Raw genomic sequence first — 13,049 nt, 5'->3', positions numbered from 1 at the left:
TGACACCCACCTTACGCCCGGGTTACCCCGAGGCGCAAAGTGGGTGCCATCACCGTCAGCCTCCCGCGTTCTGGGCCTCCTCGTAACGCTGGGCGGCCCGGTCGAGCTCCTCCAGCGCCTCACCCTGCGCCGTGAAGTCGCCGGACTGCTGGGCCGACCGCAGCTTGTCCAGGGCGGCCTGGATGTCGGCCACGGCCTGCGCCAGTTCGCCGCCGCCGTTGCCGTCGGCCGGTGGTTGCTGGCCCTGGGTGTCCGTCGGCGGCGTGGAGGGCTGGTCGGTGCCCTCGTCACCGGGCTGGGCGGGGCCTGGCGCCGCCTCGCCGGTGCCCTCGCCGAAGACCTCGTCGAGCGCGCCGCTCAGCGTCGAGGAGACGCCGATCCGGCCGCCGAAGAACACCAGCACCCTGGCCAGCTGCGGGTAGCTCTGCGCGTTGCGCTGCTGGATGTAGACGGGTTCGACGTAGAGGAAGCCTCCGGCCACCGGCAGGGTCAGCAGGTTCCCGTAGTTGATGTCGACGCTCTCGTTGCCGAGCAGCGTGCGGTCCTGGGTGAACTTCGGGTTGCTCTGGAAGGCGTTCTGGACCTGAACGGGCCCTTCCTGTTGCTGGCCGCCGCCCGTGGGCAGCCGCAGCACCGTGATGTCGCCGTAGGTCTCCGGATCGGACGACACGCTCGCCCAGGCCGAGAGGTACTGCCGCGCCAGCGGCGTCATGGCGCTGGTCAGCTGGAACGTCGGCGAGTCCTGGCCGGGCACCTGCGCCAGGATGTAGTAGGCAGGCTGCTTGGCCGTGTCGGAGTTCGGGTCGAGCCCACCCGGCTGGGTCGGGTCCTGCGGGACGTTCCAGAATGTCTGCGTCGAGTAGAACTCCTGCGGGTTCTGCACGTGGTACTTGGTCAGCAGCTCCCGCTGGACCTTGAACAGGTCCTCCGGGTAGCGGAAGTGCTGCCGCAGCTCCGGAGTGATCTCCGACTCCGGCTTGACGATGCCGGGGAACACGTTGCGCCACGCCTTGAGCACAGGCTCGTTGTCGTCCATCGAGTAGAGGTCGACGGTGCCGTCGAAGGCGTCGACGGTGGCCTTCACCGAGTTCCGGATGTAGTTGATCTGGTTGTCCTGCTGCCGGGCCACGCCGCTCAGCGAGTCCTCGGTCGCGGTGCCGATCGACTGCCGCTGCGCATACGGGTAGTTGTTGAGCGTGGTGTAGCCGTCGACGATCCACTTGATCTTGCCGTCGATCACCGCCGGATACGGGTCGCCGTCCACCGTGAGCCACGGCGCGACCTTCTCGACGCGCTCCCGCGGGTCCCGGTTGTACATGATCTTCGAGCCCTCGCCGATGGCGTCGGAGAAGAGGATGTTCCGCTCCCCGTGCTGGGCTGCGAAGACAAGCCGGTTGAACCAGTTGTCGATCGGCACGCCACCGCTGCCCTTGTAGAGGTAGCTGCGGTCGGTGGCCGTGTCGTACTCGCCCGGTGCCTGGCCCCGCTGCCCGCCCACGATGGCGTAGTCGGTGGCCAGCTCGCCGAAGTAGATGCGCGGCTCGTCGACCCGGATGCCCGCCCCGGTGGGGTTCTGCGTGTCGCTGGTCCTGGCGATCGGGTAGCCGCCGTCGCTGTTGGCGCCCTCGATGGCCCGGTCGATCGTGTTCGCCGGGGCGGCGACGAAACCGTTGCCGTGGGTGTAGACGAGGTGCCGGTTGATCCAGGTCTGCTGGTTCTCGCGCAGGCCGTTGGTGTTGATCTCCTTGGCCGCCACGATGTAGGCCTGCCGCTCGCCGTTGACCTCGTACCGGTCGATGTCCAGCTTGTCCGGGAACCCGTAGAAGTTCTCCCGGCCGACCCGCTGGGTGAAGGTCGGGCTCAGCACGTTCGGGTCGAGCAGCCGGATGTTCGGGATGGTGCCCTCGTCGTTGCGGATCTGTTCGGAGCTGGCCTGGGAGCTGCCGCTGTAGTCGCGGTAGTTGACGTTCTCCAGCCCGTACGCGAAACGGGTCGCGGTCATGTTGCGCTGGATCGACTCGGCTTCCTTCTGGTTGGCGTTCGGCCGCACGGAGAACTGCTCGAGCACCGCGGGCCAGGCCACGCCGATGATGATGCCGGACAGGATCAGCAGCACGAGCGCGATCGCCGGCAACTGGACGTTGCGCAGGAACGCGCCGACGAAGAACGCCACGGCGCAGAACACCGAGATGCACAGCAGGATCAGCTTCGCGGGCAGCACCGCGTTCAGGTCGGTGTAGGTGGCGCCGGTGAACAGGCTGTTCCGGTCGGACAGCAGCAGGTAGTACCGGTCGAGGAAGTACTCCGCGGCCTTGAACAGGACGAAGACGCCGATGAGCACCGAGAGCTGCACCCGCGCCGGGCCCGAGATCTGGCCGCCCCTTCCCGCGAGCCGCACGCCGCCGAAGAGGTAGTGGGCGAGCAAACCGCCGATGAAGGCGACGACGATCGCGACGAACAGCCAGCCGAGCAGCCAGCCGTAGAACGGCAGGTCGAAGACGTAGAAGCCGATGTCGTGGCCGAACTGCGGGTCGGTGCGGCCGAAGCTCGTGCCGTTCAGGAAGAGCTGGACGGTTTGCCAGTTGCTCTGCCCGGACACCCCTGCGATGAGGCCGGCGGCCACGGGGATGCCGATGCCGAACAGCCGGACCCTGGCCACGACGAGCGAGCGGTACCGCGCGAGCGGGTCGTCGGCGCCGGTGACCGGCACGAAGATCGGCCGCGTGCGGTAGGCGATCGCGAGGCTGATCGCGAGCAGACCGCCGACGAGCAGGCCCGAGGCGAAGAACAACACGATCCGCGTCAGCAGGATCGTGCTGAACACGTTGCGGGCGCCGACCTCGCCGAACCACAACCAGTCGACGTAGGTGTTCAGGAATCTGGCCCCGAGGAGCAGCGCCAGGATGATGACGGCGGCGAGGATCAGCAGGATTCGGGCTCGCCGGGACAGCTTCGGCAGGCTGACAGGGGGCCGGGTGGCCACTACGCACACTCCCGTGGTCGAGACTGAACTACTCGGGGCGCCAGCGCTGTGAGCGTCCCATGGCTATCTAACTGTACGGAGCCGGGTCCGAGTTCCCGAAACCCCCCAAACCGGGCGCAGTCGGGCCGCCTCGAGCCGCCTGACACGATGGTGCCCATGACCGACAGCGAGAACAACGCGGGGGCACCAGGCGTGGCGGCGCTGGCGCGCGAGGTGGAGGAGTTCGTCGCGTCTGCGGGCTGGAACCAGCGCCCGCAGTTGTTCGCGCTCGTGCCGACAGCGGACCTGCTTCGCCAGCAGCCCGAGCTGGCGGGCCAGCTGGACGAGGCAAGCGAGCTGACGCCCGTGGCACAGGAGGACCTGCCCGAAGGCGACCTCGCCGACGCGCTGGCGCACATCGCCTGGCCCGACGCCGTCCACGGCTGCGCGCTGGCCCAGGAGATCATCGTGCTGCCCCCGGACGCCGAGTCGGAGCTGCCCGAGGTCGACGACAGCGCCGGGTCCGGCGATGTCGAACGGCTCAGGCAGGCCGCCGCCCACCATCCCCGGCGCACCGAGGCCCGCCTGGTCGCCGCGGTGCTGCGGGACGGCGCCGCCGCGTGCGTGATGCGCCTGCGCGGCAAGGAGGACGACGAGGACGGCGTCGAGGAGATCATCGAGCATCCCGAACTCGCCCCGAACCTGGTCGACGCCCTGCGCGCCACCCTGCTCCCCTGATCTCCCCGCCCCCAGACCGGGAGCAAGGGACCTTTACTACCGCCAGACGAGAGTAAAGCTCCCTTGCTCCCGGTTCCGGGGCGGCGGCTCAGCACGAGGGCACCGGCTGCCCGTTGCGCAGGTTCTCGAGGGCGCTGACGGCGCCGTTGAGGTCGGAGACCTTGACCAGGCGCAGACCGTCCGGCGCGGCCGCGGCCGCCTCCGCGCAGTTGTCCTCAGGCACGAGGAACACGCTGGCCCCCGCCTCCTTGGCGGCGACGACCTTGAAGGAGATGCCGCCGATCGCCCCGACCTCGCCCTTCTCGGTGATCTCACCGGTACCGGCAACGCGCTCACCGGACACGAGGTCCTCCGGCGTCATCCGGTCGACGATCGCCAGCGCGAACATCAGACCGGCCGAGGGGCCGCCGACGTCCTCGAGGGAGATGTCCACCTCGAACGGCACGTCGGCCCGGTCGATCGGCTGCATTCCGACGAAGCCCTGCGGCCCGTCGGGGTGCCTGGCCAGCGTCACCGACTCGGTGCGCGGCGGCTGCCCGTCCCGCTGGAAGGTCAGCGACACGGACTGGCCGGGCCGGGTGTCGGCGAGGGCTTCGCGGACGTCGTCCTCGTTGCCGATCCGCTGTCCGTTCACCCTGAGCAACCGGTCACCCGGCTTCAGCACCCGATCGGCCGGGCTGTCCGAGACGACCTCCTTGACCACCACGCGCACGGGGTAGCCCAGCCTGCGGAGGGCCGCGACCTCCGCGTTGCTCTGCGAGTCCTGGAACTGCTGGACGTTCTGCCGCCGGACCTCCTCGTCCGTCTGCCCCGGCTGGAAGTACTCCTCGCGGGGGGCGATCGCGTACCGGCCGCTCGCCCAGAGCCCGAGCGCGCCGAACAACGTCACGTTGTCGTTCAGCGACACAGTCGTCATCCGCAGCTCACCGCGCGTCGGATAGGTCTGCTCACCGTCGATGGTCACGACCCGTTCGCCGTCGACCGTGCCGAGCGTGTCGTAGGTCGGGCCGGGACCGAGCGCCACGTAGGGCACCCGCACGAACGCGCCGAGCAGGGCGAACACCACCACCAGGACCCCGCTGAACAGCAGTGTCCACCCGCGCCTGCTCAGCCGCCTCCGCCCACCGGACGCGGTGTCCTGCGCGTCTCTGTGCTCCGCCGCCTCACCGGGCGCGGCGCTCGCGTGCGTGACACCTGATGCTGCTGTGTTGTCGCGGGGCTCGCTCACAGCCCACAGCGTACGGTGACGGATGTCAGCGAACGGTGCAGGTCTGCCCGCCCGCCACGACCCCTAGGGGGCGGGCTGCGCCAATCCGGGGATGACGTTCGCGCAGGCCCGCGTACGGTGGTGATATGAGCAACCCACCGTTCGGCTTCGGCCTGCCCGACCCCGACAAGGGCCGGGACAACGAGTCGTCAGGCTCCGGCGGCCAGCAGCCGCCTGGCTCGGGTGCCGACGCGTTCCAGCAACTGGGGCAGATGCTCAGCCAGCTCGGCCAGATGCTGAGCCAGGCAGGCAGTTCGTCGGGACCGGTCAACTACGACCTGGCGAAACAGATCGCCATGCAGCGCCTCGCCAGCGGCGGCGAATCCACGTTGGGTTTCTCCTCCCCGGAGACTTCCGGCGAGGGTGCCGTGCGCGATGCCGCTCACCTCGCCGAGCTGTGGCTGGACGAGGCGACGATCCTGCCTGCGGGAGCGTCCAACACCGTCGCCTGGAACGCACGGGACTGGGTGGAGAAGACGCTGCCGACCTGGCAACGGCTGTGCGACCCGGTCGCCAAGCAGGTGTCCGGAGCTTGGATGCAGGCGCTGCCCGAAGAGGCCAAGCAGGCCGCGGGCCCCCTGCTGTCGATGGTCGGCCAGATGGGTGGCATGGCGTTCGGCTCGCAGCTGGGCAACGCCCTCGCCGAACTGGCCTCGGAGGTGCTGACGTCGACGGAGGTGGGGCTCCCGCTCGGCCCGGCCGCGACCTCGGCTCTGCTTCCCGCGAACATCGAGAAGTTCACCGAGGGACTCGAGCGGCCCAGCAGCGAGGTGCTCGTCTTCCTCGCCGCCAGGGAAGCGGCGCATCAGCGGCTGTTCGCCCACGTGCCGTGGCTACGGCAGCGGCTGCTTGCGACGGTCGAGGAGTTCGCGCACGGCATCACCGTGGACACGTCCGCGCTGGAGGAGCTTGCCGGCCAGGTCGATCCGAGCAACCCCGCCAGCATCGAGCAGGCGATGTCGTCGGGCCTGCTGGAGCCCAAGACCACGCCGGAGCAGCAGGCGGCCCTGACGCGGCTGGAGACGCTGCTCGCGCTGGTCGAAGGCTGGGTCGACGTCGTCGTGGCCGAGGCGGTCGGTGATCGGCTGCCCGGTGCCGATGCGCTCAGGGAGACGCTGCGCCGCCGGCGCGCGACGGGCGGACCCGCCGAGCAGACGTTCGCCACCCTGGTCGGCCTGGAGCTGCGCCCGCGGCGGATGCGTGCGGCGTCGGCGTTGTGGAAGCTGGTCGGCGACCAGCACGGCATCGACAAGCGCGACCACCTGTGGTCGCACCCGGACCTGATGCCGACAGCCGAAGACCTGGACGACCCGATGGCGTTCGCCGAGCGGCTCGGCGCACCGGCGGAGCTCGGTGACGACCCCATCGCCGAGCTGGAACGGACGGAGCGGGCCGAGGAAGACGCCAGGTCGCAGAAGGCCGACGAGGCGGGCGAGGGCGGCCCCGACGACGACACCGAAGGCGATACCGGCAAGCAGGCCTGACTGGCCCTCGAACGCCGGCTGTCCGCGGTGCGGGCTGATCACGGTCGCGTGGACCGCGATCAGCCCGCCGCATGCCTTACTGCCCAGGCGCGCGCTGAACGGCAGCCGCCCTCCAGTGCCGCCGCACGGACGGCGCTCGCCAGGGCTGGTCGTTCGGCGGGCTCCTAGTCGGCTCCGTCGAGCGCCGAGATGCCCAGCCCCTCGGCGGCGGAAAGCCCTTCGAGGTACCCGATGGCGCGCTCGGTCTTCGGGTAGCGCTGGACCAGAGCCCAGAAACGGGCGTTGTGCTGCGCGACGCGCAGATGCGCCAGTTCGTGGACGAGGACGTAGTCGAGGACCCACGACGGCACGCTTCTCAGATGCTCGCTCACCCGGATCGTCCGATCGGCCGGCGTGCAGGACGCCCACCGGGTACGCATCGGCGGCACCCAGCGCACGCTGGCCGGTTTCGCCGTGCCGTCCAGGTAGCGCCTGGACAGCTCCAGGCACCGCAGCAGCAGCGCCTCGTCCGAGGCACGGACCGGCGAGGCCCGTTTCGTCTCGGTTCGCTGCAGCTTGCGCTGCATCTCCCCGACCCAGTGCTCTTCCTCGGCCCGGCTCATCTTGGCGGGGATGAGCACTACCAGTGTGTCGCCGTCCCGGTAGGCGGTCACCGTGCGGTGGCGCCGCGCGCTGCGCCGCACTTCGATTTTCTGTTCTGGGACCGAGGGCTGGCGCTTGCCCTTGTCCCGATTCCTCAAGGAGGGAACCCGTGCTTCGGCCACGTGTCCACCGTAAGGCCAGGGGCCGACAACGAGGATGGCTCGAAGGTCACAAGACCGGAGTTGTCCACAAATAGGTTTACTTGTGGACAACTGGGGGCACGGTGGGTGCGCGTCAGGCGACGAGACGTCACCCTGAGCCACATGGCCAAACCGACACGCAGCGTGACCATCCCGCGACGCCCGCGATTCGTACCGGGACTGGAGGTCCTGGAACGCAGACCCGACGAACTGCAGATCGGCTTGGAGCCACGCCATGCCGTCGTCGCACCGCACCTGCCACCGATCCTGATGGACATCCTGCGCAGCCTGGACGGCAGCCGCAGCACCAGCTCGCTGCTCGCGCTCGCCGAGGGCGAACACGCCGAGCGGCTGCGCGATCTGCTGACCGGCCTCACCGAGCGTGGACTCATCGAGGACGCGGAGCCCCCGGCGCACCCGCACACGCGGACCGAGGAGCCCGAGCTGTGGTCGGCGAATCTGGGCAGGAGCAGGCAGGACACAGCGTCGCAGCGGGCCCAGTGTGCCGTTCTGATCCACGGCGGCGGGCGCGTGGCCGCCGCGGTCGCCGCCCTGCTCGCGGCCGCCGGTGTCGGGCACATCGACACCGAGGCCAAGGGCACGGTCGGCATGGACGATCTCGGCTCCGGTTTCGTCGACGGCGATGTCGGCATGGGCCGACGCCAGGCTCTCGCGGCGGTCGTCCACAGAGCCAACCCTCGAACGAGAACCGGGCGCATCCGCAGCAACCGGCTGCCCGATCTCGTGCTGCTCACCGACGCCGTCGTCCCCGCGCCGGAGGTGGTCACCGAGCTGATGGCCGACGGCGCCGCCCACCTGCCCGTCCGGGTCCGGGACGGAATCGGCATCGTGGGCCCGCTCGTGCTTCCCGGCCGCAGCAGCTGCCTGCGCTGCGCCGACCTGCACCGCACCGCGCTCGACTCGTGCTGGCCGCGGGTTGCCGGCCAGCTCGCTGGCCGCTACCAGCGTGCCGAGCTCAGCAGCGTGCACGCGGTCGCCGCGCTCGCCGCCGGTCAGGCGCTCCGGGTGTTGAGCCCCGAGGACACCCCGCCCCCGACCTGGAACGCCACGCTCGAGATCGACTGTTACGGCGGCACGATGACGCAGCGCGAGTGGCTCCCCCACCCGCGCTGCGGATGCGGGGCCAGCAAGCCACGCTTCAGGACGTAGCGGGCAACTACGACCACAGACGGCTGCGGACCCCGTGATCGGCAAGGCAGAATCGCTGTCGTGACCGACTTCCGCGACTCCCTCGACGACCGCGCCGACGCGGCGATGCCCCGCAGAACCGCCGCGCGGACGGCAAAGCTGGCGAGCCTGCCGCTGGGCATCGCCGGCCGCGCTGTCGGCGGCTGGGGCAGGCGCCTCACCGGCCAGACCGCCGAGGAGGTCAACTCCGCCCTTTCGGCGAAGGCCGCCGAGCAGCTGTTCGAGGTGCTCGGCACCCTCAAGGGCGGCGCGATGAAGTTCGGTCAGGCCCTGAGCGTGTTCGAGGCGGCCATCCCCGACGAGTACGCCGCCCCCTACCGTGAGGCGCTCACCAAACTCCAGGCCGCCGCGCCGCCGATGTCGGCCCGCCAGACCCACCGTGTCCTCGCCGAGCAGCTCGGGCGCGCCTGGAAGCAGCGCTTCGCCGACTTCGACGACGACCCGGCGGCCTCGGCCAGCATCGGCCAGGTGCACCGCGGCGTCTGGCACGACGGCAGACCGGTCGCCGTGAAGGTCCAGTACCCCGGTGCGGACGAGGCCCTACGCAGCGATCTGCGCCAGCTCCAGCGCTTCAGCAGGCTGTTCCAGGCGCTGGCCCCCGGGACGGAGGTCAAGCCGCTGCTCGCGGAACTCGCCGCCCGCATGGACGAGGAGCTGGACTACCGGGCCGAGGCCGACAACCAGCGCGGTTTCGCCAGGGCGTTCGACCAGGACGCCCAGGTCTACATTCCGCGGGTCGTGGCCAGCTCGCCCAAGGTCGTCGTCACCGAGTGGGTCACCGGCACCCCGTTCGCGCGAATCATCGGCAGCGGCACGGTCGACCAGCGCAACGAGGCAGGCAGGTTGCTCGCCGAGTTCCACTACTCGTCGCCTGCCCGAGCGCGGATGCTGCACTCCGATCCCCACCCGGGCAACTTCATGCTGCTCGACGACGGGCGGATCTCGGTGCTGGACTTCGGCGCCGTGGCGCATCTGCCCGAAGGTGCGCCGCCCACCCTCGGCCGCATCATGCGGCTCGCGCTCGACGGCCGGTCGGCCGACCTGCTCGACGTGCTCCGTGCCGAGGGGTTCGTCCGCCCCCGAGCCGACGTCGATGCCGATGACGTCTACAAGTACCTCCTTCCCTTCGTCGCTCCGCTCACCGAGGAGCGCTTCCATTTCTCCCGCCGCTGGGCCCAGAAGCAGGCGCTCCGGATGGGCGACGTTCGCAGCCAGGACTTCCGTACCGCTCGATCTCTCAACCTGCCGCCGCACTGGTTGCAGATCCACCGGGTGACCGCGGGCGCCGTGGGCATCCTGTGCCAGCTCGATGCCGAGCTGGCTCTGCGCTCCATTGTCGAACGCTGGCAGCCCGGCTTCGCGTCATGATCGCGAGTTGTCCACAGTTCGCGGCGAATTGACCCGAACGTGCCGTTCACGACGGCGAGTTGTCCACATTCTCGGCGATCGCTTCCGCAACTGGACCGTGGACGGCCACGCTCGGGACATGACCAGACGAGCGCACACGGGCGTACTGCTGCCCGACGCACCCGACAACATCATCTCGGTCGCCGAGCTGCGTGACAGCGGGCTGTCGACCCGGGTCATCGCGATGCGCTGCAGGCCTGACGGCCCGTGGCGGAAGCTGATGCGCGGCGTCATCCAGCTCGCGCCCGGCGAGCCGACACGAAGACAGCTGCTGCGCGCGGCGGCGGTCTACCTCGGCGGCGATGGCGTGCTCTCCGGCATCGACGCCCTGATCGCGCACGGCCTCGAACTGCCGGTGCCTCGCGTCATCCATCTGCTGGTGCCGGCGCACCGCCGGGTGCTGCCGCCGGATTTTCTCCATCTGGAACGCACCATGCGGCCTCCCGACCCGGTGCTGATCGGGGGCCTGCCGTTCGCCCCGGCAGCCCGGGCGGCGCTCGACGCCGCGCGACGCGAACACGATCCCGACACGCTGCGGGACCTGCTGGCCCTCCCGGTGTACTACGGGCTCTGCACGTTCGACGACCTGCAGCAGGAACTCGACGAGGGCAGCCAGCGCGGGTCGGCCGCGGTTCGCGCCGAGCTCCGCAGGCTGAGGAGGATGCGCGACACCTACGTGCACGGAGTGGCCCGGCAGCTCATCCGCCGAGCGCCGCTGCCACCCCCACGATGGCACGTCACCGTGTCCGACCTGCGCGGACGACCGATCGGCACGGTGGACGCCTGGTGGGAGGACGTGGGGCTGGGCTGGCGGTTCAGCAGTACCGCCGCCGAGGACCCTGGCGGCCAGCTCGCCCACCTCTCCCTCACCGCCGCGGGAGTCGTGCTGGTGCGCACGCCGCCCGACCGGCTGCGTGACGATCCGGACTTGGTGCTGCGGGAGCTGGCCAGCGCGTTCCGCAAGGCTGCGACCCGTTCCAGGCCGCTGGTCACCTGGGCGGCGGAGGCGGCATGACCGGCGCGGGAATGTCACCAGTACTCGCTCGGCAGCTTCGCTTCGATGTCGCGAACGTGCGTGCGCGCGCAACGTGGGCAGAGCCAGCGAACACGGCCCCGCTCGTCCTCGCGGACCCACATCAGCGCCTGGACAGGGCTTTCGGCATCGCGCGGGGCGGCACACACCGAGCACGCGACCGCCCCCGGTTGCTCGGTCATGATCGTCGCCCGTGGTGCACGGTTCGCGCGTTCAGGAGGTACAGGTCGTCCCGCGCGCCGAGGTAGTCGGCGCTGCCGGGGTCCAGCAGCCGCCGCACCGCCTCCTTGTCCGCCTCACTCAGCCATTCGCCGACGGTCTCACCGAGCCACGTGATCCGCTCCACCACGAAGTCCCGTACCGCGACTCCGGCAGGAGCCGGGTGATCGAGCAGGTAGCTGAACGAGTGCACGTCGCTCAGTCCGGCGCGGCGCAGAGCCGATGTCCAGCCGTAGGGCATCCGCACGGCGTCCGGCATGGTGGCGCGCAGCCGCTCGAACCATGCGTCGCGTGCCGCGTTGAGTCGTAGCTCCAGACCTGGGTCCCCGACTCCCAGATCCCACGGCAGGCAACGGGCGTCGAGCCCACCTTCGGCCACGGCGAGCAGGCCGCCCGGCCGCAGCACGCCGACGAGCCGGTCGACCGCAGCCTGCTGGTCAGGCAGGTGATGCACCACTGCTGAGGCCCAGAGAAGGTCGGCAGGAGGCACCAGGGTGCCGAGGTCGTCGCTCCCGGCGTCGGCGATCACGGTGTCCACGCGGACCCGGGCGCCGCCTCGCTCGACCGCCGCGTCCCGCGCGGCTTCGAGGAGCTCGTCCACGGCGTCCACGAGCACGAGCGTGCCGCCTCGGCCACGCAGGGCCTCGGCGAGCGCCGCGCTCATGCCACCAGAACCGGAGCCGACGTCGACGACCACGGCATCGGCGGGCAGTTCCGCGGTGAGCCGCGATGCCACGGCGGTGATGGCGTCCTGCTCGAGGGCATCGAGTCTGCGCATCGCCGAAAGCCGTGCGGCCCAGTCGATGTCGTCGTGTGTATGTGCGGACACCCGGCCATTGAACACCACTGGGATGACGCCGGGGCGGAAAGCGGTCCACTGCCGCCTTCCGCCCCGGCAGCCGAAACTACTGGTGATAGCGGCGAGAACGCTGGGACGCCCAACGGGCGACCCGGGCCCAGCGCCGGGCGGCGCGGGCCTGGCGGGCCGCCCGGCTGCCGGCGACAGCGGTGTGCAGGTCCCGTATTCGTTCTCTCGCCAGTTCTTCGTGCAGCAACATTCGAGTGGTCTCCTTGGTGGTACCGAACCCGATGCCCGCACTGTCGGGCAGTGGGTGGTCTGTCTCGCGTAGCGCGCGCTGATCGAGCTGGAGGTCGATGCTCATGCCGCGCTCCGGTGGCCTGCCGTCGCGTGCTCGACGGGGTTCTTGCGCGGACGTCCGCGGGGGCGCTTCCTCGCCACCACGGCACCACGCTCGAAGATCTCTCCGCCCCAGACGCCCCACGGCTCACGGCGGGCGAGCGCACCCGCGAGGCAGCCTGCCCGCACCGGGCAGTCACCGCACAGGCGCTTCGCGCGTTCCAGGTCCGCAGGGGCCTCCGCGAACCACAGGTCCGCGTTGCCGGATTGACAGGGCAGGTCGAGGGAAGGTGCCGACACCGCGTCGAGAAGCTCCGCGACGCCGGTACTTCCGGCCGATCCCTCGGTTAACGCCTCCTCTGACGCGAAGGCGATTGCCGATGGCATTCCCGTTCTCCTTTGTGTTGTGGGGTTACCTGTTGAGCCGAAAACTGCCCTGAAACAGCACGAAGGCCGCGGATCCGAGTACGGTTCCGCGGCCTTCGAGAGCCTGTCCCATGACGGGTGCTGTCATGGACTTCTCTCGCCTGGACGTGGCGGAACCCAAAGCTGCTTCAGGAACGGCATCTCGGCGGTCGCCGGACGGAACACCGGGTTCACAACCCCGGCGTTGGCAGTGGTGTTGACGAGGCGCGCTCGCGTGCGCTGACCGTGAGCGAGAGTCTCGACATACCAACCGCCACCGAACGTGCCGACACGTCGGCACTCGGTCATGACGGATTCGTTGGTCCGGGACAGCGGAGTGCCAGAAATGCCGACCTGTGCATCGAGCTTCATCTGGCACCTCCCTTCACGCTGTCCGCCGGTACG

Annotated in this window: 13 protein-coding genes; 5 read left to right on the top strand and 8 right to left on the bottom strand. The window is 70.2% G+C overall.

Annotated elements, in window-relative coordinates:
• Window positions 1-55 precede the first annotated feature (55 nt).
• The gene (locus BAY60_RS10840; RefSeq protein WP_112280585.1) at window positions 56-2,983 is read right to left on the bottom strand and encodes a UPF0182 family protein; all 2,928 of its coding nucleotides are present in this window, start codon (window positions 2,981-2,983) and stop codon (window positions 56-58) included.
• Window positions 2,984-3,139: 156 nt separating this feature from the next.
• Between BAY60_RS10840 and BAY60_RS10835 the strand changes: the two genes are divergently transcribed.
• Window positions 3,140-3,700, top strand: coding sequence for a PPA1309 family protein (locus tag BAY60_RS10835; RefSeq protein ID WP_112280584.1), 561 nt, complete (start codon window positions 3,140-3,142; stop codon window positions 3,698-3,700).
• Between the two features lie 88 nt (window positions 3,701-3,788).
• Here the strand turns inward: BAY60_RS10835 and BAY60_RS10830 are convergent, their stop codons facing one another.
• On the bottom strand, window positions 3,789-4,790 hold the full coding sequence (locus BAY60_RS10830; protein ID WP_211330294.1) for a YlbL family protein: 1,002 nt from the start codon (window positions 4,788-4,790) through the stop codon (window positions 3,789-3,791).
• 263 nt (window positions 4,791-5,053) lie between these two features.
• On the opposite strand from BAY60_RS10830, the gene BAY60_RS10825 reads away from it, so the two are divergent.
• Window positions 5,054-6,451 (top strand): zinc-dependent metalloprotease, encoded by a 1,398-nt coding sequence (locus tag BAY60_RS10825; RefSeq protein WP_112280582.1) that lies wholly within the window; start codon window positions 5,054-5,056, stop codon window positions 6,449-6,451.
• A gap of 164 nt (window positions 6,452-6,615) precedes the next feature.
• On the opposite strand, the gene BAY60_RS10820 is transcribed toward BAY60_RS10825, so the two are convergent.
• Window positions 6,616-7,140, bottom strand: a complete 525-nt coding sequence (locus tag BAY60_RS10820; RefSeq protein WP_112280869.1) for a M48 family metallopeptidase — start codon at window positions 7,138-7,140, stop codon at window positions 6,616-6,618.
• 216 nt (window positions 7,141-7,356) lie between these two features.
• Here BAY60_RS10820 and BAY60_RS10815 point away from each other — a divergent pair, with 216 nt between their 5' ends.
• The 3 genes from BAY60_RS10815 to BAY60_RS10805 all read left to right on the top strand — a co-directional run bounded on the left by BAY60_RS10815 (window position 7,357) and on the right by BAY60_RS10805 (window position 10,864).
• Window positions 7,357-8,403: a ThiF family adenylyltransferase gene (locus BAY60_RS10815; protein WP_112280581.1), complete on the top strand. Its 1,047-nt coding sequence runs from the start codon at window positions 7,357-7,359 to the stop codon at window positions 8,401-8,403.
• A 60-nt stretch (window positions 8,404-8,463) separates the two neighbouring features.
• Entirely contained in the window at window positions 8,464-9,810 is a 1,347-nt protein-coding gene (locus tag BAY60_RS10810; RefSeq protein ID WP_112280580.1) for an ABC1 kinase family protein, read from the top strand.
• 118 nt (window positions 9,811-9,928) lie between these two features.
• The gene (locus tag BAY60_RS10805) at window positions 9,929-10,864 is read left to right on the top strand and encodes a hypothetical protein (protein WP_112280579.1); all 936 of its coding nucleotides are present in this window, start codon (window positions 9,929-9,931) and stop codon (window positions 10,862-10,864) included.
• 14 nt (window positions 10,865-10,878) lie between these two features.
• On the opposite strand, the gene BAY60_RS10800 is transcribed toward BAY60_RS10805, so the two are convergent.
• From BAY60_RS10800 to BAY60_RS36740, 5 genes are all read right to left on the bottom strand, one after another.
• Entirely contained in the window at window positions 10,879-11,064 is a 186-nt protein-coding gene (locus BAY60_RS10800; protein ID WP_112280578.1) for a hypothetical protein, read from the bottom strand.
• Window positions 11,061-11,930 (bottom strand): class I SAM-dependent methyltransferase, encoded by an 870-nt coding sequence (locus BAY60_RS10795; RefSeq protein ID WP_112280868.1) that lies wholly within the window; start codon window positions 11,928-11,930, stop codon window positions 11,061-11,063. The genes BAY60_RS10800 and BAY60_RS10795 overlap by 4 nt, the downstream gene beginning before the upstream one ends.
• Window positions 11,931-12,006: 76 nt before the next feature.
• The gene (locus BAY60_RS10790; RefSeq protein ID WP_112280577.1) at window positions 12,007-12,264 is read right to left on the bottom strand and encodes a hypothetical protein; all 258 of its coding nucleotides are present in this window, start codon (window positions 12,262-12,264) and stop codon (window positions 12,007-12,009) included.
• Entirely contained in the window at window positions 12,261-12,626 is a 366-nt protein-coding gene (locus tag BAY60_RS10785) for a WhiB family transcriptional regulator (RefSeq protein WP_112280576.1), read from the bottom strand. Before BAY60_RS10785 ends, BAY60_RS10790 begins: the two co-directional genes overlap by 4 nt.
• A gap of 123 nt (window positions 12,627-12,749) precedes the next feature.
• Entirely contained in the window at window positions 12,750-13,016 is a 267-nt protein-coding gene (locus tag BAY60_RS36740) for a hypothetical protein (RefSeq protein WP_146770994.1), read from the bottom strand.
• Window positions 13,017-13,049 lie beyond the last annotated feature (33 nt).

The organism is Prauserella muralis, from assembly GCF_003202285.1.
Lineage (GTDB): Bacteria > Actinomycetota > Actinomycetes > Mycobacteriales > Pseudonocardiaceae > Prauserella_B > Prauserella_B muralis.
The sequence above is the reverse complement of the archived record's forward strand: the minus strand, read 5'-3'. Positions and strand labels throughout refer to the sequence as shown.

Coding starts and splice junctions, on each gene's coding strand:
- BAY60_RS10825 (WP_112280582.1), top strand. CDS start 5,054: ATGAGCAACCCACCGTTCGGCTTCGGCCTGCCCGACCCCGACAAGGGC.
- BAY60_RS36740 (WP_146770994.1), bottom strand. CDS start 13,016: ATGAAGCTCGATGCACAGGTCGGCATTTCTGGCACTCCGCTGTCCCGG.
- BAY60_RS10815 (WP_112280581.1), top strand. CDS start 7,357: ATGGCCAAACCGACACGCAGCGTGACCATCCCGCGACGCCCGCGATTC.
- BAY60_RS10805 (WP_112280579.1), top strand. CDS start 9,929: ATGACCAGACGAGCGCACACGGGCGTACTGCTGCCCGACGCACCCGAC.
- BAY60_RS10785 (WP_112280576.1), bottom strand. CDS start 12,626: ATGCCATCGGCAATCGCCTTCGCGTCAGAGGAGGCGTTAACCGAGGGA.
- BAY60_RS10835 (WP_112280584.1), top strand. CDS start 3,140: ATGACCGACAGCGAGAACAACGCGGGGGCACCAGGCGTGGCGGCGCTG.
- BAY60_RS10790 (WP_112280577.1), bottom strand. CDS start 12,264: ATGAGCATCGACCTCCAGCTCGATCAGCGCGCGCTACGCGAGACAGAC.
- BAY60_RS10800 (WP_112280578.1), bottom strand. CDS start 11,064: ATGACCGAGCAACCGGGGGCGGTCGCGTGCTCGGTGTGTGCCGCCCCG.